Genomic DNA, 26,079 nt, shown 5'->3' with positions numbered 1-26,079 from the left:
TAAACACAAACAATGAAATCAATTACAATCAATGGATCTCAAAGAGAAAGCGTGGGCAAGAAGGCAACGAAAGCCCTACGTAATGCTGGTCAGGTTCCTTGCGTATTATACGGAGGAGACCAAAACGTGCATTTCTCTGCACCAGAATTGGCTTTCTCTAAACTTGTATACACGCCAAATGCGCATACAGTTGTGATTGCCTTAGACAATGGCGAAACTTATGATGCTGTTTTACAGGACATCCAGTTTCACCCAGTAACAGATAGAATCTTACACGTAGATTTCTATCGTTTATTCGAAGACAAAGAAATTGCTATGGATATTCCAGTACACGTTATCGGAACATCTAAAGGTGTTTTAAATGGAGGTGTTCTTCGTAGAAACAGACGTAAATTGAGAGTAAAAGCTCTACCTAAAAATTTACCTGATTTCTTAGAAGCAGATATCACACCACTTAAAATTGGTAACAAGCTATATGTTACAGCATTAGCAGGTGAAGGATATTCTTTATTACACTCTGACAATACAGTTGTTGTTCAAATTAAGACAGCTAGAACTGCTATTGTTGAAGATGAAGATGAAGATGAAGAATTAGAAGAAGGAGCAGAAGGAACTGCAGCAGCAACTGAAGGAGGAGACGCTCCAGCAGCTGAAGCACCAGCTCAAGAATAGAACAACTATTATTCTATAATTATATAAAGCATTCTATTTATTTAGAATGCTTTTTTATTTTTACAAAAAACACACGTCAATTATCTGGAAGTTTATACGTAATTTATTTAAATGGAATTCGACAACCAAAGATGTTGAAGATACAGATCCTATGAAAAAATTTCTCATCGCTGGACTAGGCAATATTGGAGATAAATATGCCAATACTCGACACAATATAGGTTTTAAAATTTTAGATGCTCTTGCTAAGAAAGAAGGACTCAAGTTTGAAACTCAAAAATTAGGAGATTTAACCACCTATAAGTTTAAAGGCAGAACCTTCATTTTGCTTAAACCTAGTACCTATATGAATCTAAGCGGTAAAGCTGTTAAATACTGGTTAACCAAAGAAAAAGTACCATTAGAAAACTTGTTAGTTGTAACCGATGATCTTAATCTTCCCTTCGGAAATCTGAGATTAAAAACAAAAGGAAGTGATGGTGGTCATAATGGCCTAAAAGACATACAAAATGTGTTACAAACCAGTAAATATAATAGATTCAGATTCGGTATTAGTGACGAATTTAGTAAAGGCAGACAAGTTGATTATGTATTAGGTGAATGGACTGACGAAGAATCTGAAAAACTTCCTGAACGACTCGAAAAATCAATCGAACTTATCAAATCATTTGGTACTGCAGGTGTTAACAATACGATGAATACCTTTAATGGCAAATAAAAAAGCGAGGTTAATACCTCGCTTTTTTATGTATAGCAATTTATACTAATTATTCAATAACTATCTTTTTTGTAGCTTTTCTATCACCATCATTCACAGTGACAAGATATATTCCAGACTGCACATTATTAAGTGTTACCACTTGATTAAAGTCTGAATTATTTTCATAAGCATTGTTAAAAATCAGTCTTCCTCTAATATCTACAACATTCACATTGATATCTTTATTAGACGATGAGTTTAATTTAATCGTAAACTCTCCATCATTCGGATTAGGGTAGATCGCAAAGTCGTTAACACCAAACTCATCAACACTTAAAGGAGTTTCTGTAGTAGAGCAAATTTCAATATACCAATCATTTAGCGTACCAGTATCAGCATTGAAAAAGTCTTGAATTTCAATAGTCCAATCACCTGCACTATCCAATCCAGAGAAAACACTTAATGGTGATGAAGGACTAAAGGTTCCTGTTGTTGGAGAGGCACATGCCACACCTGGTGCTCCATCTTCAAAAATTACATCAAAATCTGTTTGTCTTGACCCATTACATGTTCTGTTCCAAACCGTATTTACAGCAGTTCCATTAGGATGAATGACATCAACAACTAAATCACCAATCCAAGTATGAGAAGCATCTACATTTACTTTAACTTCTCCAATAGAACCTGCATCAGGAATATTTATAGTATTAGTTATGGCAGCTCCAGGTTGGTTAGCTCCTGTACCATCAGGAATTGCTAAAGCCACATTACCCGACGCGTATTGTGTACAGGTCGTAGTCACTTCATAATCTATTGGAAATTCTGAACTGTTTACCGCATAGTAAATATTGCCTACAGCTTCAATCATAATTCTACAATAAGGTGCAGGTACATTTGGAACTGTAATCATTTCAGAACCATCATTAGGCGTATTAGAAGCAAGAACTGTATCGAAATTTTGTCCTCCATCGGTTGACAATAAGATATTCACATTTGACGTACTAATTCCATTAGCAGTTGTACCTGCGACGTCCCAAGTAATCATTTCGGCTGTACCACTAGTCCAAAGTGCCCCATTATCTTGAGAGGTTACTGCAAATGGTCCAGAAGTACCACTCACAGTTACAGTCATGGTATCAAAGTCACTTTGCGGCATTTGGTTAACACCTCCCGCTTCAGAGCGATCCCTTACTATTAAAGCAAAATTTAAACTTCTTCCAACAGTAGACACCGTTTCCCATGTTGTATTATTTGCTGATAATAATGGATTAGATTCTGTTAGCTGTCCGTTTAACACACGCTCAAGTACAGGCATATACCTATCAGGAGAAGTGCTAGGCGGTCTAGATCTCCACAATGGCCCATTGGTTAAGGTAGGTGTAAAATCATTTCTGGTTGTGTAACCATCATCTATTTGTTCCCACGTGTAGGTTAATGCATCACTGCCATCTGGATCGGTAGCATCTCCTTTTAAAATAAATGCTGTACCATTAGGAATCGTGAAATTTGCTCCTGCATCTGCTACTGGTGGATTATTAGTAATACCTGTAGTCACAGCACAATTATTAGGCGCAGTAGCCACATTATTTAAAATTTGACTGATACTTCCATAATGAAAATAAGGATCACTATGGTTTTGTACGTTATTATCTCCAGTAATTCCTGCATAACCCATAATGGTAGTTCCACTTCCAGGTTCAAAATTCACCGAATTATTATCCGCTTGAGAATGTGTATGAAAAGCACCCATTTGATGTCCTATTTCATGAGGCACATAATCAATATCAAAGAAATCTGCCATATATGGTCCTCCGTCATTATCTAAAAAGGTATGAGAAGAAAAACCACTTCCTTTTCCTTCTGAAATAGGAGGGTTTACTGTGTTATCACAAACACAACCTATGCATCCAGCATTTCCATTATTTCCGCCAAAAACAAATAAATGTCCAATATCATAATCTGCTGGCCCTACAACTGCTGTCAAATTCGTTTGTAATTGGCTATTAAAGGCTCCTCCATATGGATCTGGAAATGTCGGTGAATAAATGAGGTCAATAGCAGGATCATCAGCAGTATCAACAAGTACAAAAGTAATGGCCATATCCACCTCAAACACCTCATTAGTTCTATTAAGTGTGGATACTACTTGCGCTAAGGCATCAGCTCGATTGTTTCCGTTGGCATTATTTCCATCATCCCAAAAATTGGTATACTCTTGAGTCACCGAAATTGCTATTCTAAAGGTTCTTAATAGCTGGTCGTTTGCATCCCTATTAATTGTATTGTTGGTTGCTCTGTTAGAAATTTCAGCATTCTCTGTTAAACATTCAAAGGTTTCAGAAGAGTTTTGTCTAGCACTTTTACTATATAAGAGATACTGACCGTTTGAAACTTTTGTGGCTGGTTGAATAAAAAACGTGTCCTCGTCCGGCTGAGAAATCATTGCATTTAAACCTAATTGAGTTACACTAAATCTTACTCTTGTTCTAGGATCATCAACTCTCGACCCTAAATAGGTCTTAATATTCTCATGTTGAGACGCATTATCGTTTGAAGAGAAAATAGATGTTTCAACAATACGATACCGTTGTAATTTTCCGTCTAAACTTGGAAAATCAATAATCACATTTGAGATGCCATTTGATTGGCTTCTTAATGGTGCATTAACTAATTTAGATTTAAAGGATTCGATGTCTAATTGAAATAGGCTAAAATGCCTTTCATCTAAAATTTCCAATTCACTTTTATTAATTGCCCTATCAGGTGAAATGGATTGCCAATCACTTTTTTGTCCAAATGAGGAATTAACAATTAATAAAAAGAAAATCATAAAAAATTGAGTTGCTGTTTTTTTCATGAGACTATGATTTAAGGTTAGTTCTAATTAAATTGGTTGATTATTTATATGTTTATACTCTTATAAACATTTAACAATGGCTTTACCCTAAAAAAAACTAGATATTCGAGCATATTGACAATAAAAATGTTAAAACATTACTATACCAACTTGTATCAAAATAGATGATTTACCGTTTTAATACGCATTGTCCACATAAACATCTAAGTATTAGGATAAAAAAAGAGAGACCGTTTGGTCTCTCCTTCTTAAATTTAATATAGCCTTTATTACTCTATAATTATCTTCTTTGTAGTTTTCTTATCGCCATCATTTATAGACACTAGATAAACTCCAGAGTGCACATCATTTAGCTTTATAACTTGGTTAAAGTCGGAATTACTTGAGTAAGAATTATCAAAAATTCTACGTCCTCTAATATCAAATATATCAACAGATATATCATTTCCAGAATAAGAGCTTAGCTTAATCGTAAACTCACCTTTATTCGGATTAGGGAAAATTGCAAAATTCTCAAATTGATTTTCTCCTACAGATAATGAAGCCATTACATTAAGTGTATAATCTTCAGTTTCTCCATCATAATTTGTTAAACAAGATTCTGGAAGCCCTGGATCGTCAGTATTTACATACTTAGTTGCAACTCGCATTGTTGTTGCTCCAGTCGTAGCACTATTTGGAATAGTAATCGATAATGGAGATCCTCCAGATGGCCCATTAGCAACATTAGCTGTAAAACCTAAATCATATTCTTCTCCTGGGTCATCAAAACTACAGTTTTGGTTCCAGTCGATCCATACTCTAGTCTCTACAGGGAAGTTTCCATCTGTATTGACATTAACAGTAAGATCGTAAGACTCTTCTTTATTAACATCAGTACTATATGTCGCAGTATAATCACTATAACCTGATGGTTTTCCTGTGTTTAAATTACTAATCGTTCCAAAAACAACGCCTTCATTACTTGTTTGAAAGGTTGTATTTCCTGAAGAAGGACATAAATCATCAACAATAGATAATGTAACATCCGCTGTTTTAGTCTGAGTTGCGGATGTTCCAGTAACAGTCATTGTATAATCACCTAAAGCAGCCCCTCCTAAATTCTCAACAGTCATTGTAAAAACACCATCTGTAGACATTGATGTCGGATTGAATACGACATTAGAACCTGCTGGATTTCCAGAAACTGAAAAGGTTGTAGTTTCAGAGAAATCTTGAATTGTATTATAATTCATCATAAATACAACATCTTCACCAGAACAATCACTTATTGGACTATTAGCTCCTACGATACTAAACCCTGGAGCTGCCGGTGTACAAACGCCTGGTTTAAGTTGACTTAATAAGACACTATTCACATATGTATTTACTGTAGTTGTTTGACCTGCACTAAACATGTACATACAGGCATCATCAACATAATCCATATAATTCATGGTAAGTGATGGTGTCGCCGTACAACCAGCTTCACTTCCGTTAGCTGGACAACCATAAGTTGGGCCTGTTATATTAGGTGTATCTGCTATACCATCATCATTAGCACAACCGCCTGCACCACCCCAAGTGTGATCTAAATTATAAAAATGACCTAATTCATGCGTTACAGTTCTTCCAAGGCCAAAAGTAGTATCAGGAACAACTCCAGAACCAGGACAACCCGCTCCAGATCCAAATGCAAAAGTATTCATTGTTACGGCTTGACCAGCAGCAATACTTCCTGGATATGGAGAAAACCCTAAAGTTCCTCCTCCAATTGGTCTTACCACAAAATTCATATATCCTGCCCAGTTGGTATCGGCATTATTACCACCTCCAAAATTGTAACCAATGGTCACCGCTGGATTACCTTCCAGTAATTCTGGATCTAAACCTATAGGATGATTGGATACTGCAATACAAAATGAAATATTAGCATTACCTGTACTTACACCTGGATAAAATGCACTGGCTGCAGTCCAGTTTGAAATATCTGCATTAGTACCAGCATAATCTGCATTTAAAATATCTATTTGATTTTGTGCCAATGCTTCTAAACAAGCTCTATCTGCTTCATTGGCATTAGGAAAATGTACCGCAACAGGAATGACAACATTAGTACCGCGTTGACTAAATTCTCCTTGCGCCATAACTTCGGCCAATCGCGCTTTAAATATGGCCTGATTTTTTTCATACTCTTTGACAAACTCGGGATCCTGCATTTGCTCTTCCATGTACTCAACCATCCCACAAGTTCGTTCTTGGGCATAACTATGAATAGTACATAAAAGTATGAGTATTGCAAAAATTGATTTTAAAGTAAAATTCTTTTCCATTAGATGATTTTTTAGTTAAAAGTAAATTTTTGAATAATGACATCAAATCTAGTGAAAATCAACCATAAAACTACCCTGTTTGTTAACAAAATTTTAGGATTTTAACAAAAAGAGCTAGGCTAATTAACAAATATTCAGAAAAATCATATAAAAAAATGAATATCTTATTCCTTCTTTTTTTATTCATTTTAGGTTTATAGTTATTTTTATCAAAAAATTGATATTGAAATCTCTAGATAAAAATCATATAAAAACTAATACGCCTTCTGTTATAACAATTGGCACTTTTGACGGCGTTCATGTTGGTCATCAAAAAATAATCGAACGATTAGTAAAAACTGGACATGATAAACATTTAAAATCTGTTGTGCTTACATTTTTTCCTCACCCTCGTATGGTATTACAACCTGATTTTAAAATTCAACTATTACATACTATTGATGAACGGCAAAAGACACTTAAAGAATTAGGGTTAGATCATTTGGTTATTAAAGAGTTTACTCATGATTTCGCTAATCTTTCAGCCCGAGATTACGTAAAAAAAATCCTTGTTGATGAGCTAAACGCTAAACATATTATTATTGGATATGACCATCATTTTGGAAAAAACAGAACGGCCAATATTAATGACCTCAAAGCTTTTGGAAAAGAATTTGATTTTATTGTAGAAGAAATTTCGGCTCAAGATATAAAAGATGTTGCCGTAAGCTCAACTAAAATAAGACATGCTTTAGTAGAAGGTGATATTAAGACTGCTAATGCTTATTTAGGATATCCATACTTTATAACTGGAAACGTCATTAAAGGAAAAGGAATTGGTAAAACCTTAAAATTTCCCACAGCAAATATTGATGTAGAGAAAGACTATAAACTCATTCCTAAAAATGGTGTTTACGTTGTGAGTTCTAGAATTGAAAAACAAACTGTTTATGGAATGATGAATATTGGAACAAACCCAACATTTAATGAAAAGAAACAATCTATAGAGGTTCACTTTTTTAATATTGATGAAGATCTATACAATACCGCCTTGAAAATAAATATATTACATCGCCTTAGAAATGAGCAAAAATTTGAATCTATAAAAGAACTTACTAATCAGCTTAACTTAGATAAAAAACACGCTCAAGAATTTATCCAAAAACATGAATAAGTTTCTGTTTAAACATATAGACAACACTTCGCTTATTGTCTTTAGGATGATGTTTGGTGCTTTGATTTTTCTTGAAAGTATAGGTGCAATCTTCACAGGTTGGCTTAAAAGAACACTTATAGAGCCAGAATTTACATTTAACTTTATAGGTTTTGATTGGTTACAACCACTTCCTGGACAATGGATGTATGTCTACTACATTATTATGGGACTTTGTGGCATAGGTGTAATGATAGGCTACAAATACAGGGTAAGTATGTTAGGGTTTGCAGTGCTATGGACTGGAACCTATTTAATGCAAAAATCATCCTATAATAATCACTATTATTTTTTAATGCTTTTGAGTGCTATCATGGTATTTTTACCTGCACATAAGTATGCATCAATCGATGCTAAACAAAACCCAAATATCAAAAGTATTTCAATGCCCAATTGGTGTCGATGGGTTTTTATCATTCAACTATTTATTTTATACACTTATGCTTCAATAGCAAAAATGTATCCCGATTGGTTAGATTTAAGTGTTCCTAAATTATTAATGGAAAGTAAAAAACATTATGTACTTGTAGGTGACCTTCTGCAATATAAATTTGTGCATTATGGTATTGCTTATGGAGGCATTTTGTTTGACGGACTCATCATTCCTTTGCTCTTGTGGAAACGAACACGTAAAATAGCATTCTTTGCTTCAATCTTTTTTCACCTGTTCAATTCATTTATATTCCAAGTTGGTATTTTCCCTTATTTATCATTGGCCTTTGCGGTATTCTTTTTTGAACCTAAGCATATTCAAAAGTTATTTTTAAAGCGAAAAGTTATTTATAAGGATGAAAAAATAGACGTTCCAAACTACGCACCTCTCTTTAAAACTGTATTTGTGCTCTATTTTATTGTTCAAATCGCATTGCCTCTAAGACATCATTTTATACAGGACAATGTACTTTGGACTGAGGAAGGTCATAGATTATCATGGCGAATGATGCTAAGGTCAAAAAGAGCAAACACAAGTTTTAGAGTGGTTAATAAAGCCACAAATGCTGTTATTCCAATTAAACTCAAAGATTATCTTTCTATAAAACAGATTAGATCGGTAAGTTCAAAACCGGATGTTATGTGGCAATTTGCACAGCGCTTAAAACGTCTTTATGCCGAAAAAGGTATCGATATAGAAGTCTACGTAAGAGCATTTGTTAGTGTTAATGGAAAACCTACAAAGCAACTTATTGATCCAGAAATTGACTTAGCTAACGTGAAATGGAATCATTTTAAGCACCACGATTGGATTTTACCATCAAATCAAGACGAGAATAACTGACAATTCATTAAATTTGGCGTTTCAAAAAACAGAATAACACCATGTTGCAAGTAGCATTTATTAGAGAAAACAGAGCCGATGTCATCAAACGTTTGGAAAAACGAAACTTAGATGCGTCTCAAATGATTGATGATGTAATTACCTTAGACGAAGAACGTAGAGAATTACAAACAAAACTAGATAATACACTTGCAGAATCTAATAGTATTTCAAAAGAAATAGGTAACCTCTTTAAATCTGGTAAAGCTGACGAGGCCAATGCGCTAAAAGAAAAAACCACACAACTTAAAGAAGATTCTAAAGTTTTGGGAGAACAGCTTAACGCAAAAGCTGAAACCTTAAATAATTTACTTTATAAAATTCCTAATGTTCCTCATGAGAGCGTTCCTAATGGAAATTCTGATGAAGACAACGAAGAGATATTTATTGAAGGTGATATTCCTAAACTTCATGATGGGGCTCTTCCGCATTGGGAACTTGCAAAAAAGTATGATATTATCGACTTTGAATTAGGCAATAAGATCACTGGTGCTGGTTTCCCAGTTTACAAAGGAAAAGGTGCTAGATTACAACGTGCTTTAATCGCTTATTTTTTAGATAAAAATACAGCCGCTGGTTATACCGAATATCAATTACCTCATTTGGTAAATGAAGCCTCTGGTTTTGGAACAGGACAATTACCAGATAAGGAAGGTCAAATGTATCATGTTGGCGAAGATAATCTGTATTTAATCCCAACAGCTGAAGTACCTGGAACTAATATTTTTAGAGATGAACTGCTTTCTGAAAAAGATCTACCTATTGGAATTACGGGCTATACACCTTGCTTCCGCAGAGAAGCAGGAAGCTATGGCGCTCATGTAAGAGGACTCAATAGATTGCATCAATTTGATAAAGTTGAAATTATACGTGTTGAACATCCTGATAATTCATATAAGGCGTTTGAAGGAATGATAGATCACGTCAAGGACATTTTAAAAGAACTCAAATTACCTTACCGAATTTTAAGACTCTGTGGTGGAGATGTAACATTCGCTTCTGCTCTAACTTACGATTTTGAAGTCTTTTCTACAGCACAAGACCGATGGTTAGAAATTTCTAGTGTCTCAAATTTTGAAACATTTCAAGCCAATCGTTTAAAATTACGTTTTAAAAATAAAGACGGAAAAACACAATTATGCCATACACTTAATGGAAGCTCTTTAGCTTTACCAAGAGTTTTAGCTGGCATTTTAGAAAACTATCAAACCGAAGACGGTATCAAAATTCCTGAAGTTCTAATCCCTTATACAGGATTCAATAAAATCTAATTTGTAGGAATTTTACTATTATTTATCGTTTAAATGCTAAAAAAAGACGTTGTTTAACGATTTTTTCGCATTTTTCTTTGTTTTTCAATTAATAATTATGATGTTAGTAATCCAAATAAGAACTAACCTACTTATTATGAAAAACATTAAACGCATCGTACTGCTAGTGACTCTTATTGTCATGGCTAGCAAAGTCTTTTTCTAAAATAAAGACCACCAACTTGACCTACAAAAGCCATAGCAGAATATCTGAATCATTTTGTAAAGAATAGATTAATAGCACATTTATTTTGTTGTGAATGCCTGAACTTGCGTTTGGGCATTTTTTTTGCACTTTAACGAATTAATTATAAAAACATTCACAATATCTCGTAATTGCATTTGTTATATTTACATAAATTAATATATATGCGTCATCTCTTAATCATTCTAACTTTTTGTAGTTGCGGACTCCTATTCTCTCAAAGCGAGCAATTGGCCAACGACTATTTTAAACGTGGTGAGTTTGAAAAAGCGCTTTTATCCTACGAAAAGCTAAACGCCAAGAAAAAGAGTTCTAAGTACATCTACAAAATTGTGGCCACACTTCAACAGCTCGAACGTTATGAAGAGGCAAGAGATATGATCTTACAACGCATGAAAGAGATTAATTATCCTGCACTTCTCGTAGAACTGGGTTACAATTATCAACTTATGGATAGCACAGATCTTGCCGACAAATATTACAAAGAAGCCATTCTTAAAGTCGAAGAGAAGCCAAGCTACACTTATGGTATTGCCAAAAAATTTGAAGACCATTCGCTATTAGAACAAGCGCTTCAAGCCTATAAAAAAGGTATGGAAACCAATCCAGACTTTAACTTTAATATGCAAATGGCTCGTATCTATGGAGAGCAAGGTAATATTGAACTGCTCTTTTCAAATTATATCGACTATATCGAAATTAAACCCAACTTCTTAAGTAATGCTAAACGGGCGTTTAGTGATTTTGTTTCAGAGAACAAAGACAATGAGAATAATCTCATTTTAAGAAAATTATTGCTCAAAAAACTCCAGTCCAGTCCAGAACCATACTGGTATGACATGTTGAGTTGGTTATACATTCAGCAAAAGGAATACAATAAAGCCTTTACGCAAGAAAAAGCGCTTTACCGTCGCAATCAGGAAAGTCTAAGTCGTATTCTCGATCTGGCTTTAGCAACAGTCAAGGAAAAAGAAAATGAAGTCGCCAATTCTATATTTCAGTTTATATTAGATAATTCTCAAGATATAGAGACTAGACTTACGGCTCACCAATATATGTTGGATATAGAAATTGAAAAAGCCAATAAAGAGCAACTCGATGCAATCGATGACAAGTTTAACCAACTATTTGATCAATATGGTAAATACGAGCAAACCATCGCCTTACAGATTGCCTACGGAAATTTTATCGCCTTCCATAAACATCAACCAAAGGACGCTAGTGATTTCTTGAAAAAAAGTTTAGAGCTGCAACTATCTGTATTTCAAGAAGCAAAAGTCAAACTGAAATTAGGTGATATTCTTGTATTTCAAGAACGGTTTAATGAAGCCTTAATTTACTATACACAAATTCAAGCCAACCTTAAAAATAGTACCATTTCCCAAGAGGCCAGATTTAAAGTGGCAAAGACCAGCTATTATAAAGGAGATTTTCAATGGGCCGAATCACAATTAAAAATATTAAAGGCATCTACATCTCAGTTAATCGCTAATGACGCTTTAGATCTTAAGTTATTGATTTCAGACAATAAAGATGAAGACTCATTACAAACGTCATTAAAACTCTACTCGAAAGCAGATTTAATGTCTTTTCAAAATAAAAATGAAGAAGCTATTGCTCTTTTAGATAAAATACTAACCGAGCACAAAGGCGAAACTATAGAAGATCAAGCGCTGTTTATGCAAGCCAAATTATTTGAAAAAACCAATCAAATTAGTAAGGCTGTTGATAATTATGAATACATTATCACCAATTACAGGGATGAAATTCTAGCAGATGATGCACATTACTACTTAGCCGAGCTTTACCAGACCAAATTGGACCAACCCGAAAAAGCCAAAGAGCTTTATGAGAAAATTATTTTTAATCATGAAGATAGCATCTACTTTATTGAAGCCAGAAAACGCTTTAGACGATTACGTGGTGATGCTATTAATTAGAAACCAATGCAAATAGCCGAAACCAATCGCCTCATCCTCTCAAAAATCACAATAGGTGATGCACCATTTATTTTAGAATTAATGAATACGCCTGGTTGGATCAAATACATTGGTGATCGCAATGTAAAAACAGTAGAACAAGCGGCAACATATATTCAGAATAACCAACTTAAGTGTTATGAAGATTTTGAATTTGGGTACTATATTGCTAGAATTAAATCTAAAAGCATGACACCTATAGGCTCGTTTGGCTTATTAAAACGTGATACATTGGATCATGTTGACATTGGCTTTTCATTACTTCCAGATTATGAAGGTCTAGGCTATGGTTTCGAAGGTGCCAACGCAGTAATGAGGCTCGCCAAAAACACGTTCAATATAAAAACAATAAGCGCCATTACGCTTGCAGAAAATCAACCATCCATACATCTTTTGGAAAAATTAGGCTTATCTTACCAAAAAAGAGTAAAACCCTTTGACAACGACGAAGAACTTCTGTTATTTGTAAAAGATTTATAAAACTCATGATCTGCTTGTGATGCAGAACACATAAATACATACAAATGATTATATACAACGTCACAATCAATATAGACGATAGTGTTCATGACGAATGGTTACTTTGGATAAAAGAACACATTCCTCAAGTATTAGGAACTGGAAAATTTGATAAAGCCACCTTGACCAAAGTGTTGGTAGAAGAAGAAATGGGCGGACAAACCTATTCTGTTCAATATCGTTCTTACTCTCGTGAAGCACTAGACGCCTACTATAGAGAAGATGCTGAAAGACTTAGATCCGACGGATTAAAAAAGTTCGCCGATAAAATGCTGGCCTTTAGAACAGAACTTCAAATAGTAGATGAATACACTGTAAATTTTAAATAACGTGGCAAATAACCATCAGGTCAAAGCAAAAAAACACTTAGGTCAACACTTCTTGACTGACGAATCTGTAGCTCAAGATATCGCCAACACCTTATCTTTAGAAGGCTATAAGCATGTGCTTGAAATTGGACCAGGAATGGGTGTTCTCACTAAGTACTTACTGGACAAACCTATCAAAACACATGTTATTGAAATCGATTCCGAATCGGTAGATTACTTAAAAGCCAATTACTTAAATTTAGCCAATCGCGTATATGAGCAAGACTTTTTAAAGTATGACCTTACTGAAATTTTCGGTAATGAGCCGTTTGCCATCATAGGAAACTTTCCTTATAATATTTCAACACAAATCGTTTTTAAAACATTAGAGATGCGCAACCAAATTCCCGAGTTTTCTGGGATGTTCCAAAAAGAAGTTGCTCAGCGTATTTGCTCTAAAGAAGGTTCTAAAGTCTACGGAATTCTCTCAGTACTCACACAAGCATTCTACGATGCCGAATATCTATTTACAGTGCCACCAACTGTTTTTAATCCACCACCAAAAGTAGACTCTGGTGTACTACTACTTAAACGAAAAGAAAACGTCACCTTGCCAGTCAATGAAAAGCTATTTTTTAGAGTGGTAAAAACAGCGTTTCAGCAACGTAGAAAAACATTACGTAACAGTTTAAAAACATTCAATCTTTCCAATAATTTAAAAGCAAATGTTATATTTGGCAAACGTCCAGAGCAGTTGAGTGTAGATTCATTTTTGGATCTCACACAGCTCATTGAAAACGATAGTACAAATTAGCAAAACCATCTCGTTTGATCGAAGAGAAAGAAAATATCCAATTTGAGCTTACTCATGAACTCATTGAGCAGGTAGAAATGCTTGTCGCTAATAGCGATGATAAAGCGTTAAAACTGCTATTGAATGATTTTCATTATGCTGATGTTGCCGAAATTCTAGATGAACTAGACCTCGATGATTCTATCTATGTCATTAAACTATTAGATTCTGAAACCACTTCAGATATTCTTACAGAACTTGATGAAGATACCAGAGAAAAAGTTCTTGAAAATCTATCGGCCAAAGAAATTGCTGAAGAAGTAGAAGAATTAGATACCGATGATGCCGCAGATATTATTGCCGAATTACCCGAAGAACGTCAAGCCGAAGTTATTTCAAGAATTGAAGATGATGAACATAGGGATGAAATTACAGAACTACTTACCTATGACGATGACACTGCAGGTAGTTTAATGGCAAAAGAACTTGTTAAGGTTTACGAAACTTGGACAGTAGCAGGATGCTTGCGTCGTATTAGAGGGCAAGCTAAAGAAGTGACTAGAGTACATTCTATTTATGTCGTTGATAAAGAAGAAAAACTCATTGGGCGCTTATCATTAAAAGATCTAATCGTTGCAAAGAGTGAACAAAAAATAGCCGACATAGCAAAAGAAAATGTAGATTTCGTCAATGTTGCAGATGATGTAGAGGATGTTGCAAAAGTGATGGCTAAATATGATTTAGAAGCCATACCTGTAGTAGATAATTTGCAAACTTTACTTGGCAGAATTACCATTGATGATATTGTCGATGTCTTAAAAGAGGAAGCCGATAAAGATTATCAATTAGCAGCAGGTATTACCCAAGGCGTTGAAGCCGATGATAGTATTATAGAGCTTACCCGAGCGCGTTTACCATGGTTGTTCTTAGGTTTAGTTGGTGGTGTTGGTGCCTTTTTGATTATGGAAGGTTTTCAAAATACATTTGAAAAATATGCTGTACTATTCTTTTTTACACCATTAATTGCGGCGATGGCTGGAAATGTTGGTGTACAGTCTAGTGCAATTATCGTACAAGGTCTGGCTAATGACGATGTTAAAGGTAGCATCAATAGTCGTCTAATAAAAGAAATGTTACTCGCTGCACTAAACGGGACCATTTTAGCGCTCTTCTTGTTTTTATTTGTTTGGGCTACTAAAGGCGAATTCTATACAGCGCTTGCCATTTCAGTATCTTTAATTGCTGTTATTATTGTTGCAGGTTTAATTGGCACGTTTGTCCCTTTGTTTTTAGACAAAAGAGGTATTGATCCAGCTATTGCAACGGGTCCATTTATTACTACAAGCAATGATATCTTTGGTATACTTATCTATTTTTGGATTGCCAAATTGATCCTTAACATCTAGGGCGTTACCTTTCAGGTCGTGCTCTCACAAGTCGCTCTCATTGAGGAGCTCCAACAATTGCTCCATCACTAACGCAAAACTTTGTAACTTTAAAGCATAAAACATCTATACCTAATGAAACCCATAAACATCAAAGAAAAACATACGCTTTTCTCAAAACAATGGCATCCACATCGTATTGCAACTGTAGACAATATGCAAGTCATACTAGCCAAAATAAAAGGCGAGTTTGTATGGCATAGTCACGATAATGAAGATGAATTATTTCAAGTCATCAAAGGCACGCTATACATGCAATTTAGAGATCGAACAGAAGTCGTGAAAGAAGGAGAAATGATTGTTGTACCTAAAGGTGTAGAGCATAATCCATCTACTAAAAATGGTGAAGAAGTACATTTACTCTTGTTCGAAAAACTAGACACGGCACATACAGGAAATGTGCAAGATGAAAAAACACAAACAGAGTATCCTTGGATATAATTACACATGAAAGTACTCCACCTAGACACCAATCATCTATTACTTATAGAGCAACTTAATGCTTTAGGTTTTACTAACGATGAAAATTATACAGATTCAAAAAGTACTATCGAACAAATTATCCATCACTATGACGGTTTAATTATTCGCAGTCGTTTTAAAATTGATGCTCAATTTTTAAATGCAGCAAAAAACTTAAAATTTATTGGTCGTGTTGGTGCAGGGCTAGAAAATATTGATACGGATTACGCACAACAAAAAGGGATCAAACTTATTGCTGCTCCCGAAGGTAATCGTAATGCTGTTGGTGAGCATAGTCTGGCCATGCTATTATCCCTTTTTAATAAACTAAATATTGCAGATAAAGAAGTTCGTGATGGTAAATGGAGGCGAGAAAACAATCGCGGTTTAGAACTCGATGGGAAAACAGTTGGTCTTATTGGCTATGGCAATATGGGAAAAGCCTTTGCCAAAAAACTTAGAGGTTTTGAGGTTAAAGTACTCTGTTATGACATTAAGCACAATGTTGGTGATGATAACGCTACTCAAGTCTCTCTAGAAGAATTGCAGAACCATGCCGATGTATTAAGTCTTCATACACCAGAAACATCTCAAACCATCAATATGGTGAATTCTAAATTCATCGATGCCTTTAAAAAACCTTTCTGGCTCATCAATACAGCACGTGGGAAAAGCGTTGTCACCAAAGATTTGGTAAATGCTTTAAAATTAGGTAAAATTTTAGGTGCTGGATTGGACGTATTAGAATATGAGAAGTCCTCTTTTGAAAACTTATTTACGACTGAAATGCCAGAACCCTTCAAGTATCTCATTTCTGCAGAAAATGTTATTCTCACACCACATGTTGCTGGATGGACTGTTGAAAGTAAAAAAAAGCTAGCACAAACGATTGTTGATAAGATAAAAGCAGAATTTTGCTAAATTTAAAACATAAAACCAACACTAATAATTACCAAAATTCAAAGGTGTGAAACGAACCATTCTTGTATTTGGATTGCTCATTCTTGGATTGTTACTGCTGTTTCAGTTTAGTAAATATGCCATTATTTCTGGTGATCTAAAGTCAGAATTCACTATTGCTTTGATTGCTGTGGTTTTCTTTTTTGTTGGTGTATACCTCAACAAAAAAAGCCTCCACAAGTCTACTAAAGTTTTAAAAGAAATTGATCATAAAAAAATCGAAGCCTTGGATATTAGTAAACGTGAATATGAAGTGCTCATTGGCATTTCCGAAGGCTTATCTAATAAAGAAATTGGAGATAAACTTTTTGTTTCAGAAAGCACTGTAAAGACACATGTTTCGAATCTGCTATCAAAGTTAAATGCCAAACGTCGTACACAAGCGCTTCAAATAGCAAAAGACATCAACATTATATAAAAACATAGTATTTTATACTTAAGTATGACCGCTTTGGTACTTTAGTATGAGCCTTTAATGGCATCATTAATCTACTTTTGGACTATTAATTTAAATCAACACATTATGAAAAACACAGTTATTAGATTTGGACTTTATGGTCTTGCAGTTGCCGTTATTTTATTCTTATTGGCATTAGTATTTGGAAAAGGTTTAAGTTATTCCACTCAGGAAATTATAGGTTATACTACTATGGTGGCTTCGCTTTCTTTCGTTTTCTTTGGAATAAAACATTACCGTGATCATGTTAATGATGGTATGATAAGTTTTGGTAAAGCCTTATTAATCGGTGTTCTTATTTCTGCAATGGTTGGTATTGGTATCGGAATTGCAGATTACCTATACACTACAGTTATAAATCCAGATTTCTCTCAAGAGTTTTTAGACACTTCTATTAAAGGTTTAGAGGAAACTTATTCTGGAGCAGAATTAGAAGCCAAAAAAAATGAACTTACACAGCAAATGAATGATTATGGAGGTTCTGGTTTTCTAGCATTTATCATGTTCGCTAGTGTCGTAATTATAGGATTTATTATATCTTTAATTTCTGCATTAATCCTCCAACGTAAATAAAATTAATATTATGCAATACAAAGCAACATCACCTGAAGACTATATTAGTCAATTACCAGAAGAAAGAAAAGCCCCTATTACGAAATTAGACAATCTTATAAAAAAACACATGCCCAAAGGACTTGAAGCTGGAATGGGATATGGTATGTTAGCATATTACGTACCAAAATCCATTTATCCGGCGGGTTATCATTGTAAGCCATTCCCGCCATTACCATTTATTAATTTGGCGTCACAAAAAAACTTTATCGCATTGTACCATTCTGGGATGTATGCAAAGAAAGAATTGTACGACTGGTTTGTATCAGAATATCCAAAACATTCAAAATATAAATTGGATATGGGAAAAAGTTGTATTCGTTTTAAAAAGATAGATGATATTCCTTATGATCTCATTGAAGAGCTTTTAGGAAAAATGACTGTTGAAGAGTGGATAGATATTTATGAAACAGCACTAAACAAAAAATAGATGAAAAATAGAGTAACAGGAATAGGAGGCTTATTTTTTAAGTCGGAAGATCCTAAAGCGTCAAAAGATTGGTACAAAAAGCATTTAGGTTTTAATACTGATGACTATGGCTGCACCTTTTGGTGGAAAGATAAAGAAGGTAATGATTGCTCCACACAATGGAGTGCTTTTAAAGACGATACTAAATACTTTGAGCCATCTAAAAAAGAGTTTATGTTTAATTATCGTGTTGAAAATTTAAAGGAACTTTTAGTGACTTTAAAAGAAGAAGGGGTCACAATAGTAGGAGAGATGGAAGAATATGACTATGGAAAGTTTGGTTGGGTATTAGATAACGAGGGTAATAAAATTGAACTTTGGGAACCAGTAGATCAAGCGTTTAAGTAGAGGTGTAACAAATTGTAATTTTAAACTACTCATAAATAAACAAGTAACAACAATGACCGAAGACAACAACAAAAATCTAGAAGACGACTTAAATAGTGAAATTGAATCTACAGAAGATACGGTAAACGAAATAACAGGTGCCGCTTCAGATAAAACAAGTGATTTAAAAGATAATGCTGCTGACGCTTTTAATAGCGCTAAAGAAAAAGCATCAGAATTAGCAGAAGACGCTAAAGAAGTTTTAGGAAATGTAAAGGATAAAGCTACCGAGTTTATTAAGGGAGATGGTAAAGAAATGTTCGATAATGCAAAAGAAAAAGCATCAGAATTAGCAAGCGAAACTGGTGAAAAACTTAGTGCTTTTGCAGATGTTGCCAAAGAAAAAGCGTCTCACCTTGCCGAGGATGCCAAAGAATTTGCTGGAGAGGCAAAAGAAAAGGCAGCTGAATTTATTGATGAAGCTGGTGAAAAATTAGGTGAATTTGCAGATGTTGCCGAAGATAAATTAGAAGATTTGGCAGAAGATGCTAAAGAAACCTATACAGAAGCTAAGAAAAAAACAAAAGGCTTTTTTCAAAGGTTGTTTGGTAAAAAATAAATCCATCTAGTGCTTTTTTGTTAACTTTATATCATAACCATAAACCAATTATATTATGTCTGACGATAATAAAAGTTTAAGTGACGACCTTAATGACATGTTAGGCGATGCTAAAGAAGGTGCAAAAAAAGCAGCCGATAAAGTAAGTGAAAAAGCAAGCGAATTTGCCGAAGAAGCTAAAGAGAAAGCTAGTGAGTTCGCCGAAGAAGCTAAAGCATCTGCTAAAGAATTTGCTAGTGACGCTAAAGAGGTTCTTAGCGATGGAAAGAATGTCGCTATAATAGCTCATATTACAATCATAGGTTTTATTATAGCAATAGTTATGAATGGAAGCAATAGGACCGAATATGGCTCATTTTATATTAGACAAATGCTAGGCATATGTATTCTTAGTCTAGGAATTTGGGTATTGAGTTTTGTTATGCCTCTTTTAGGATTTCTATCATTAATTACAATTATCCTATGGGTAATGAGTATAATTGGTGCTTTGAGTGGAGAAAAAAAGCCTGTTTTTTTATTAGGCGAACAATTTCAAGACTGGTTTAAAACATTATAAAAATAGAGGCCGGAATTATTTATTCTGGCTTTTTATTAATTTTTATTATCGTAATATTGCAATATTACGATAATTTGCTATCTTTGTACTTTAATAGAATACTATGGGTGTTACAAAACGGTTTATTTATACCGAAAATATTAATGAAATTGCCAATATTGCAAAAGTATTTGCACATCCTGCTCGCATCGCTATATTAAAATACATTAGTGAGCAAGAGGGTTGTATTTGCAATGATTTGGTCGATGAAATTGGTTTATCTCAGGCCACCATCTCTCAGCATCTATCTGTTATTGGTGATGCTGGTTTATTAAAAGGTCGATTTGAAGGTAAGAAGAAATGCTACTGTCTTAACTTAGAACGCTTTGAAGAATTTCAAATACTATTAAATTCATTTTTTAACAAAACAACATCTAACTGCTGCTAGTCGGTAATCAGCTTTAATTAGTACACTCGTGCAAAAAACTAAACATTAAATTAAGATGAAAACACAAGAATTATTCTCAATCCTGGAACAAAACCAAGACAAGTCTTTACTTTTTGAATACATACCTAATGCTTTCGTTGGTGCAAATTATCATATTACCGAAGTCAAACATATTACAATCAACTCTGTAGATTGTGGTGCTCAAACTGATAATTGGAACGAAACGATTATTCAGCTATGGGAAAGTCCAAGTGAAATAGGCAAAACCGATTTCATGTCTGTATATAAAGCTTTAGGAATTCTTAATAAGGTTGGAAAGATGAAGCCATATGATTTAAATGCTGAAGTCAAATTTGAATACAGTAATAAGACATTTCATACAGCTCAATTATTTGTTAATGACTTTACAATAGAAAGTAATAAGCTTATCATCAAGTTATCTGTAGAACAAACAGATTGTAAGGCTAAAGAAGCTTGTGGAGTTACTGATCAAAAGAAAGAATTAGTAACCAATGATGAACCTTGCTGCACACCTAATGGCAATTGCTGCTAAGCTCAACTATGTGTATTATTCTAAGGACATTCAGAAAAGATGATTTTCAACAGGTTTTGAATATCTATGAAGATGGTATACGCACTGGAATTGCTACTTTCGAAACCAAATTACCAGATTGGTCATTATGGAATAAAAAATATATTGATCATCCAAGAATTGTAGCTACCATTAATCAAGACATTATCGGATTTGCTGTGTTGTCTAAAGTTTCTCAGAGAGATGTTTATAAAGGTGTCGCTGAAGTAAGTGTATATGTTGCCAAACAAATGCAAGGTAAGCACATTGGAAAACAACTGCTTTTACGACTTATAAAAGAAAGTGAATCTAGAGGATTTTGGACATTGCAAGCAAGTATTTTTAAAGACAATAAAATTAGCATACATTTACATAAATCTTGCGGATTCAGAGTGATTGGCATACGCGAGAAAATAGGAAAACTTAATAATAAATGGTTTGACAACGTCCTTTTAGAAAGACGAAGTGGCCACGTAGGAATTTAATGAAAAACATACTTGTTCTCTGCACAGGTAATTCATGTCGAAGCCAAATGGCTCATGGTTACCTCAATACATTTACTCAAGGAAAAGCAAACATCTATAGCGCTGGAATAGAAACTCATGGCTTAAATCCAGGAGCAGTGTCTATTATGAAAGAAGATCATATTGATATTTCAAATCACACGTCTAATCACGTCGATGACTATGAAAATATTGATTTTGATTATATCATCACTGTTTGTGATCATGCTAATGAAAACTGTCCATATATTCCAAGTAAAAATGCTGTAAGATTGCATCATAACTTTTTTGATCCATCAAAAGTTGTTGGAAGTGATTCTGAAAAACATGATGCGTTTCTAAAAGCCAGAAATGAAATTCGATCTTATTTCCAAGCCTTTGTCAACGAGAATTTCTAATTGCTTTCTAATCCGTAATTAGTGGGTAATAAATCGCCTATTCGATGACTTCCCATAACTCCTCCAAAAAGGAGCTCTGTAATAGGTGAATAATTGCCATAGGCATCAATATAGAAATAAGAGACCCTAGGCTCTAAAACAGATTGGTCTTTAAGGTCAAAAAGAATATTAACTTTGGTATTGAGCGTTACCTTCTTGAATGAAGAATCTTTTACATCTTCTATTTTAAAAAATTCCCATTCATTTACTTGAAATTTTTTATGAAAAATATCAAAGCCTTCTTTTCTTAAATTCTTATCATATAATGAGCGCATAAAATGCTGGACAGACCCCTTAAAGGCTTTCTCCCTATTCTTCTTTGTTTTTCGCTTTTTCCCATTGCTTACATCTTTATAAAATGATGTACCTGTGTACAATACTGAATGTGTGGAATATTGATCAAGCTTAGAATCTACATAACGAAACGCGATTTCAAAATCTTGAATATCATAAGCAATTTCATATTGTAAGCTTTTATTTTTCACCAAAACAGGCCTTTTAGCACTAACAGTGAGTATTTTATCTGTCTTATTAAATCGTAATATCAAATCATCTTCATTGAGGATTTTACAGGATTTTGAAAACTCAGAAAAGCCCAAAAACTCTTTTCGAAACAGTTTCAATTTTTGTTTTCGTGTTAAACCGTCATCTGCATTGACAACCACTTCGTTTAATTGGTTTAACGTTTCCTTCAGCTCAACTGAAATAGTAGATGTCGTTCTATAATCTGAAATAATAATAGTCTCATATCCCAAATAAGAAATAATGAGATTGGATTGGATTGCATCAGAAAAATCGATTGAAAAAACACCTTGGTCATCGGTTGTTGTTCCTATGGTTGTATTATCAAAATAGATAGAAACAGCCATCAACGGTTCCTTGGTTTTAAAATCAATAACCTTTCCTGATAATGTTTGTGAATGAAGTAATGAGGTAACAATAAAAAAGCAAATAAAACCTAGCGCTCTATTCATCATTATTGTTTGAGAATTTGCGTTCCAATTCAGCTTGAAACTCTTCCATAACAGGCTTTACAGTACTTTCAGGAAGATCGGCTATTTTTATGTACATCAAACCATCCACCGAATTATTAAACAAGGGATCCACATTAAAGGCGACAAGTTTTGCATTTTGCTTAATATATTTTTTAAGTAAGACTGGTAATCGTAATGCGCCTGGTTCTACCTCATCAATAATTTTATCAAACTTATTTAAATCGGCTTCTGCCTCATCAAAAACAAAATCTTTATCTGCGTCTTTCAGCTTTACTTTAAATTCTTTCTTAGGATGTACATATTGCGCTACATAAGGATCGTAGTAATGCGATTTCATAAATTCAATCATTAGCGATTTTGAGAAATTAGAGAATTGATTACTAATACTTACACCTCCAATTAAATACTTATGCTCTGGGTATCTTAACGTGGTGTGCACAATCCCTTTCCACAGTAAAAATAATGGCATTGGTTTTTGTTGGTATTGCTTTATAATGAAAGCTCTGCCCATTTCAATAGATTCGCTCATCATTTTATATAATTCAGGCTCAAATCTAAAGAGATCTTGAAGATAAAATCCATCAATACCATAACGTGCATAAATTTTAGACCCTAAGCCCATCCTGTAAGCTCCTGCTAATTGTTTGGCTTCTGTATCCCATAAAAACATATGGTGATAGTAGGTATCAAAACTATCTAAATCAATTGCTTCGTTAGTCCCTTCTCCAATAGCTCTAAAGGTAATCTCACGTAATCGACCTATTTCGTGAAGTATATTAGGAATTCGTTCTGCATCTGTTAGGTATACCTCGTAATTTTTACTCACCAACAACCTACAATCTTCTTCACGTAAGGCATCAACTTCGGTCGCCATTTTTTCTGTACTTACAGATCCAACGATTCGTTTTGGTGGTTTTGCAGGTGGTTTGAGTGTGTTAGATAAATTATCTAAAATTTTTGGTTTCTTATCAAAAGCATTTGATAACATGTATGTCTTTCGTCTTATAAATTCTGAAAAATCCGAGAGTGTCTCATGTTCTTCTTGATCTTTGACCGAAATAGGTTTCCCTATTCTAACTTTTATAATTCGGTTTTTCTGTGTTAATAATTCCGAAGGTAATTTTGCCGTTCTAAACGTATCACTAACCTTTGATAACTTATAAAATAGCTTACTGTTTTTGGCATGGAAATAAATTGGAACTACAGGTACTTCAGCCTTTTTTATGAGTTTCATAGCCGCTTCTTCCCAAGGCTTATCAACAACTAATTTCCCGTCTTTATAGGTTGAAACTTCTCCCGCTGGAAACACGCCTAAGGGATGACCTTCCCTTAAATGCAGAATCGCATTCTTAAAACCAGCAATACTTGACTTCACATCCTTGCGGTCTTCAAAAGGATTCACAGGCATGATATAAGGTTTTAAAGGTTCTATACGATGTAATAAAAAGTTAGCTATGATCTTAAAATCTTGACGCTGTTCGATCATGAGTTTAAGCAACAAAATACCATCTATACCTCCAAGTGGATGATTAGACACCGTGATATAAGCGCCATCTTTGGGAAGTCGTTTTAAATCTTCTTCTGGGATTTCAAATTTAATCTGAAAATCATCTAAAATAGCATCTAAAAATTCACCATCACTCAAATGTTTATTTCTCTTGTAAATTTTATTAAGCGTCGATATCTTTAAGACCTTCATCAACAACCACCCAAAGAACGTACCTACAAATCCGTACTTATCTACTTTAATTGCTTTCGCAACTTCTTTGGCGGTTACCAATCCTATATCTTGTTGTTTAGTCATGAGTGTAAATGTACTAAATTGTTTATTTAGTTACGATTTGAATGGTTTCTTGTGTTAACTGTTTTAGGAGCAATTCTTTACCTTCTTCTATAGAGGAAATGGCCTGCTCATTATAATGTCTTACAGTATATAGACTCACATTATTATGAGATGTTACTTTGAATTTTGCTTTTAAATGCTGAAGCAAACGTTCGAGGTTGTTATAATTGTTATCAAAACACACCGAAAAACTAATGGCCGAATTTTGAATCACATCAACTTTCATCTTATACAAATGCAACAATTTGAAAATCTCACTGATATTCTCTTCAACGATATAACTAAAATCTAATGATGATAAAGACACTAACACCTGATTTTTCTTTACAATATAACACGGAATGTTAGGTTCAATTCCAAATCCTTTTCCAACGCGTGTTCCTTCCTCTTTCGGATTTAAAAATGATTTCACAAACAACGGTATTTCCTTTTGCTGTAAAGGTTGTAATGTTTTTGGATGAATGACCGAAGCTCCATAAAATGCAAGTTCTATCGCTTCTCTATAGGATATACTATTCAATAATTGTGCATTTTCAAAATAACGAGGATCGGCATTTAAAACACCTGGTACATCTTTCCAAATGGTGACGCTTTCCGCATTTAAACAATAGGCAAAAATAGCTGCTGTATAATCACTCCCTTCACGACCTAAAGTCGTTGTAAAATTGTTGGCATCACTTGCTAAAAACCCTTGAGTAATATTAAGAACCTTAGTATCAAGCTTTGCTTTTATTTTCCATTGCGTATGTTCCCAGTCCACATTTGCTCTACGATAATAGTCGTCAGTTTTAATCAACTCACGTACGTCAAGCCAATTATTTGTCAAGCCAATTTCATTTAGATACGCACTGATAATTGTTGTAGAGGCAAGTTCACCAAAACCAATCACTTGATCATATACAAAGTTATAATCGGGCGATTTATTGCGGCTTAAAAAGTAATCTAACTCCTCAAAAATGGAAGCTATTTTTTTAAATATAGGGTGTTGTATATGTTCAAAAAGATCTACTAAAATCTTATGATGAAAGGTTTTCACCTCTTCGATTGAACCTGCTAATTCTGATGGCTGATCAAAATAGTTTTTGATAACCACTTCGAGTGCATTGGTCATTTTCCCCATGGCCGACACCACCACAAGTGTATTCTCATAACCGACCTGTTGTAATACCGACGCCAAGTTTTTGACACCTTCAGCATTTTTTACTGAGGCACCTCCAAATTTGAATACTTGCAT

Annotated in this window: 27 protein-coding genes; 22 read left to right on the top strand and 5 right to left on the bottom strand. The window is 34.2% G+C overall.

Annotated elements, in window-relative coordinates; genetic code table 11:
* Nucleotides 1-12: 12 nt before the first annotated feature.
* Nucleotides 13-672: a 50S ribosomal protein L25/general stress protein Ctc gene (locus tag KWG70_RS04945; RefSeq protein WP_230934871.1), complete on the top strand. Its 660-nt coding sequence runs from the start codon at nucleotides 13-15 to the stop codon at nucleotides 670-672.
* 151 nt (nucleotides 673-823) lie between these two features.
* Nucleotides 824-1,390, top strand: a complete 567-nt coding sequence (pth, locus tag KWG70_RS04940; RefSeq protein ID WP_230934870.1) for an aminoacyl-tRNA hydrolase — start codon at nucleotides 824-826, stop codon at nucleotides 1,388-1,390.
* Nucleotides 1,391-1,439: 49 nt separating this feature from the next.
* Here pth and KWG70_RS04935 read toward each other — a convergent pair whose 3' ends face one another.
* Together KWG70_RS04935 and KWG70_RS04930 are read right to left on the bottom strand one after the other, a co-directional pair.
* Nucleotides 1,440-4,229 carry a zinc-dependent metalloprotease gene (locus tag KWG70_RS04935; protein WP_230934869.1) on the bottom strand — a complete coding sequence of 930 codons (2,790 nt, stop codon included), beginning with the start codon at nucleotides 4,227-4,229 and terminating at the stop codon, nucleotides 1,440-1,442.
* A 269-nt stretch (nucleotides 4,230-4,498) separates the two neighbouring features.
* Nucleotides 4,499-6,541, bottom strand: a complete 2,043-nt coding sequence (locus KWG70_RS04930; protein ID WP_230934868.1) for a zinc-dependent metalloprotease — start codon at nucleotides 6,539-6,541, stop codon at nucleotides 4,499-4,501.
* A 223-nt stretch (nucleotides 6,542-6,764) separates the two neighbouring features.
* Between KWG70_RS04930 and KWG70_RS04925 the strand changes: the two genes are divergently transcribed.
* From KWG70_RS04925 to KWG70_RS04830, 20 genes are all read left to right on the top strand, one after another.
* Nucleotides 6,765-7,694: a bifunctional riboflavin kinase/FAD synthetase gene (locus KWG70_RS04925; RefSeq protein ID WP_230934867.1), complete on the top strand. Its 930-nt coding sequence runs from the start codon at nucleotides 6,765-6,767 to the stop codon at nucleotides 7,692-7,694.
* Nucleotides 7,687-9,009, top strand: coding sequence for an HTTM domain-containing protein (locus KWG70_RS04920; protein ID WP_230934866.1), 1,323 nt, complete (start codon nucleotides 7,687-7,689; stop codon nucleotides 9,007-9,009). The genes KWG70_RS04925 and KWG70_RS04920 overlap by 8 nt, the downstream gene beginning before the upstream one ends.
* 41 nt (nucleotides 9,010-9,050) lie before the next feature.
* Nucleotides 9,051-10,319 (top strand): serine--tRNA ligase, encoded by a 1,269-nt coding sequence (gene serS / locus KWG70_RS04915; protein WP_230934865.1) that lies wholly within the window; start codon nucleotides 9,051-9,053, stop codon nucleotides 10,317-10,319.
* Nucleotides 10,320-10,727: 408 nt separating this feature from the next.
* Nucleotides 10,728-12,503 carry a tetratricopeptide repeat protein gene (locus KWG70_RS04910; RefSeq protein WP_230934864.1) on the top strand — a complete coding sequence of 592 codons (1,776 nt, stop codon included), beginning with the start codon at nucleotides 10,728-10,730 and terminating at the stop codon, nucleotides 12,501-12,503.
* A 6-nt stretch (nucleotides 12,504-12,509) separates the two neighbouring features.
* Entirely contained in the window at nucleotides 12,510-13,022 is a 513-nt protein-coding gene (locus KWG70_RS04905) for a GNAT family N-acetyltransferase (RefSeq protein WP_230934863.1), read from the top strand.
* Between the two features lie 44 nt (nucleotides 13,023-13,066).
* Nucleotides 13,067-13,390 (top strand): DUF4286 family protein, encoded by a 324-nt coding sequence (locus KWG70_RS04900; protein ID WP_230934862.1) that lies wholly within the window; start codon nucleotides 13,067-13,069, stop codon nucleotides 13,388-13,390.
* A gap of 1 nt (nucleotide 13,391) precedes the next feature.
* Entirely contained in the window at nucleotides 13,392-14,183 is a 792-nt protein-coding gene (rsmA, locus tag KWG70_RS04895; RefSeq protein ID WP_230934861.1) for a 16S rRNA (adenine(1518)-N(6)/adenine(1519)-N(6))-dimethyltransferase RsmA, read from the top strand.
* Between the two features lie 14 nt (nucleotides 14,184-14,197).
* A complete protein-coding gene (mgtE, locus tag KWG70_RS04890; protein ID WP_230934860.1) occupies nucleotides 14,198-15,568 on the top strand; it encodes a magnesium transporter in 1,371 nt (456 codons plus the stop codon).
* 114 nt (nucleotides 15,569-15,682) lie between these two features.
* Nucleotides 15,683-16,048 (top strand): cupin domain-containing protein, encoded by a 366-nt coding sequence (locus KWG70_RS04885; protein WP_230934859.1) that lies wholly within the window; start codon nucleotides 15,683-15,685, stop codon nucleotides 16,046-16,048.
* Nucleotides 16,049-16,054: 6 nt separating this feature from the next.
* The gene (locus tag KWG70_RS04880; RefSeq protein ID WP_230934858.1) at nucleotides 16,055-16,990 is read left to right on the top strand and encodes a 2-hydroxyacid dehydrogenase; all 936 of its coding nucleotides are present in this window, start codon (nucleotides 16,055-16,057) and stop codon (nucleotides 16,988-16,990) included.
* Nucleotides 16,991-17,036: 46 nt separating this feature from the next.
* Nucleotides 17,037-17,447: a response regulator transcription factor gene (locus KWG70_RS17945; protein WP_298893979.1), complete on the top strand. Its 411-nt coding sequence runs from the start codon at nucleotides 17,037-17,039 to the stop codon at nucleotides 17,445-17,447.
* 105 nt (nucleotides 17,448-17,552) lie between these two features.
* Nucleotides 17,553-18,059, top strand: coding sequence for a DUF4199 domain-containing protein (locus KWG70_RS04870; protein ID WP_230934857.1), 507 nt, complete (start codon nucleotides 17,553-17,555; stop codon nucleotides 18,057-18,059).
* A gap of 10 nt (nucleotides 18,060-18,069) precedes the next feature.
* Nucleotides 18,070-18,528, top strand: coding sequence for a DUF1801 domain-containing protein (locus tag KWG70_RS04865; protein ID WP_230934856.1), 459 nt, complete (start codon nucleotides 18,070-18,072; stop codon nucleotides 18,526-18,528).
* Nucleotides 18,529-18,915, top strand: a complete 387-nt coding sequence (locus KWG70_RS04860; RefSeq protein ID WP_230934855.1) for a VOC family protein — start codon at nucleotides 18,529-18,531, stop codon at nucleotides 18,913-18,915.
* 52 nt (nucleotides 18,916-18,967) lie between these two features.
* Nucleotides 18,968-19,513 carry a DUF883 family protein gene (locus tag KWG70_RS04855; protein ID WP_230934854.1) on the top strand — a complete coding sequence of 182 codons (546 nt, stop codon included), beginning with the start codon at nucleotides 18,968-18,970 and terminating at the stop codon, nucleotides 19,511-19,513.
* Nucleotides 19,514-19,568: 55 nt separating this feature from the next.
* The gene (locus KWG70_RS04850; RefSeq protein WP_230934853.1) at nucleotides 19,569-20,069 is read left to right on the top strand and encodes a CsbD family protein; all 501 of its coding nucleotides are present in this window, start codon (nucleotides 19,569-19,571) and stop codon (nucleotides 20,067-20,069) included.
* A gap of 103 nt (nucleotides 20,070-20,172) precedes the next feature.
* Entirely contained in the window at nucleotides 20,173-20,496 is a 324-nt protein-coding gene (locus KWG70_RS04845) for an ArsR/SmtB family transcription factor (protein WP_230934852.1), read from the top strand.
* A gap of 55 nt (nucleotides 20,497-20,551) precedes the next feature.
* Complete coding sequence (locus KWG70_RS04840) at nucleotides 20,552-21,049, top strand: DUF6428 family protein (protein ID WP_230934851.1); 498 nt, start codon at nucleotides 20,552-20,554, stop codon at nucleotides 21,047-21,049.
* Between the two features lie 8 nt (nucleotides 21,050-21,057).
* Nucleotides 21,058-21,552 (top strand): GNAT family N-acetyltransferase, encoded by a 495-nt coding sequence (locus KWG70_RS04835; protein WP_230934850.1) that lies wholly within the window; start codon nucleotides 21,058-21,060, stop codon nucleotides 21,550-21,552.
* Nucleotides 21,552-21,968, top strand: coding sequence for an arsenate reductase ArsC (locus KWG70_RS04830; RefSeq protein WP_230934849.1), 417 nt, complete (start codon nucleotides 21,552-21,554; stop codon nucleotides 21,966-21,968). The genes KWG70_RS04835 and KWG70_RS04830 overlap by 1 nt, the downstream gene beginning before the upstream one ends.
* Here KWG70_RS04830 and KWG70_RS04825 read toward each other — a convergent pair.
* Genes KWG70_RS04825 through KWG70_RS04815 form a run of 3 tightly spaced genes read right to left on the bottom strand, consistent with a single transcriptional unit; the run spans nucleotide 21,965 to nucleotide 26,079 of the window.
* Nucleotides 21,965-22,981 carry a carboxypeptidase-like regulatory domain-containing protein gene (locus KWG70_RS04825; protein WP_230934848.1) on the bottom strand — a complete coding sequence of 339 codons (1,017 nt, stop codon included), beginning with the start codon at nucleotides 22,979-22,981 and terminating at the stop codon, nucleotides 21,965-21,967. The genes KWG70_RS04830 and KWG70_RS04825 overlap by 4 nt on opposite strands.
* On the bottom strand, nucleotides 22,974-24,806 hold the full coding sequence (locus KWG70_RS04820) for a GNAT family N-acyltransferase (RefSeq protein ID WP_230934847.1): 1,833 nt from the start codon (nucleotides 24,804-24,806) through the stop codon (nucleotides 22,974-22,976). Before KWG70_RS04820 ends, KWG70_RS04825 begins: the two co-directional genes overlap by 8 nt.
* Nucleotides 24,807-24,828: 22 nt before the next feature.
* Nucleotides 24,829-26,079, bottom strand: a complete 1,251-nt coding sequence (locus KWG70_RS04815; protein WP_230934846.1) for an aspartate kinase — start codon at nucleotides 26,077-26,079, stop codon at nucleotides 24,829-24,831.

It is taken from the genome of Psychroserpens luteolus (assembly GCF_021032705.1).
Classification (GTDB): Bacteria; Bacteroidota; Bacteroidia; order Flavobacteriales; family Flavobacteriaceae; genus Psychroserpens; species Psychroserpens luteolus.
The sequence above is the reverse complement of the archived record's forward strand: the minus strand, read 5'-3'. Positions and strand labels throughout refer to the sequence as shown.

Coding starts and splice junctions, on each gene's coding strand:
- KWG70_RS04830 (WP_230934849.1), top strand. CDS start 21,552: ATGAAAAACATACTTGTTCTCTGCACAGGTAATTCATGTCGAAGCCAA.
- KWG70_RS04905 (WP_230934863.1), top strand. CDS start 12,510: ATGCAAATAGCCGAAACCAATCGCCTCATCCTCTCAAAAATCACAATA.
- KWG70_RS04840 (WP_230934851.1), top strand. CDS start 20,552: ATGAAAACACAAGAATTATTCTCAATCCTGGAACAAAACCAAGACAAG.
- KWG70_RS04825 (WP_230934848.1), bottom strand. CDS start 22,981: ATGAATAGAGCGCTAGGTTTTATTTGCTTTTTTATTGTTACCTCATTA.
- KWG70_RS04945 (WP_230934871.1), top strand. CDS start 13: ATGAAATCAATTACAATCAATGGATCTCAAAGAGAAAGCGTGGGCAAG.
- KWG70_RS04900 (WP_230934862.1), top strand. CDS start 13,067: ATGATTATATACAACGTCACAATCAATATAGACGATAGTGTTCATGAC.
- KWG70_RS04860 (WP_230934855.1), top strand. CDS start 18,529: ATGAAAAATAGAGTAACAGGAATAGGAGGCTTATTTTTTAAGTCGGAA.
- KWG70_RS04845 (WP_230934852.1), top strand. CDS start 20,173: ATGGGTGTTACAAAACGGTTTATTTATACCGAAAATATTAATGAAATT.
- KWG70_RS04835 (WP_230934850.1), top strand. CDS start 21,058: ATGTGTATTATTCTAAGGACATTCAGAAAAGATGATTTTCAACAGGTT.
- KWG70_RS04885 (WP_230934859.1), top strand. CDS start 15,683: ATGAAACCCATAAACATCAAAGAAAAACATACGCTTTTCTCAAAACAA.
- KWG70_RS04850 (WP_230934853.1), top strand. CDS start 19,569: ATGTCTGACGATAATAAAAGTTTAAGTGACGACCTTAATGACATGTTA.
- KWG70_RS04920 (WP_230934866.1), top strand. CDS start 7,687: ATGAATAAGTTTCTGTTTAAACATATAGACAACACTTCGCTTATTGTC.
- KWG70_RS04815 (WP_230934846.1), bottom strand. CDS start 26,079: ATGCAAGTATTCAAATTTGGAGGTGCCTCAGTAAAAAATGCTGAAGGT.
- KWG70_RS04930 (WP_230934868.1), bottom strand. CDS start 6,541: ATGGAAAAGAATTTTACTTTAAAATCAATTTTTGCAATACTCATACTT.
- KWG70_RS04820 (WP_230934847.1), bottom strand. CDS start 24,806: ATGACTAAACAACAAGATATAGGATTGGTAACCGCCAAAGAAGTTGCG.
- KWG70_RS04910 (WP_230934864.1), top strand. CDS start 10,728: ATGCGTCATCTCTTAATCATTCTAACTTTTTGTAGTTGCGGACTCCTA.
- KWG70_RS04855 (WP_230934854.1), top strand. CDS start 18,968: ATGACCGAAGACAACAACAAAAATCTAGAAGACGACTTAAATAGTGAA.
- KWG70_RS04865 (WP_230934856.1), top strand. CDS start 18,070: ATGCAATACAAAGCAACATCACCTGAAGACTATATTAGTCAATTACCA.
- pth (WP_230934870.1), top strand. CDS start 824: ATGAAAAAATTTCTCATCGCTGGACTAGGCAATATTGGAGATAAATAT.
- serS (WP_230934865.1), top strand. CDS start 9,051: ATGTTGCAAGTAGCATTTATTAGAGAAAACAGAGCCGATGTCATCAAA.
- KWG70_RS04880 (WP_230934858.1), top strand. CDS start 16,055: ATGAAAGTACTCCACCTAGACACCAATCATCTATTACTTATAGAGCAA.
- KWG70_RS04870 (WP_230934857.1), top strand. CDS start 17,553: ATGAAAAACACAGTTATTAGATTTGGACTTTATGGTCTTGCAGTTGCC.
- KWG70_RS04935 (WP_230934869.1), bottom strand. CDS start 4,229: ATGAAAAAAACAGCAACTCAATTTTTTATGATTTTCTTTTTATTAATT.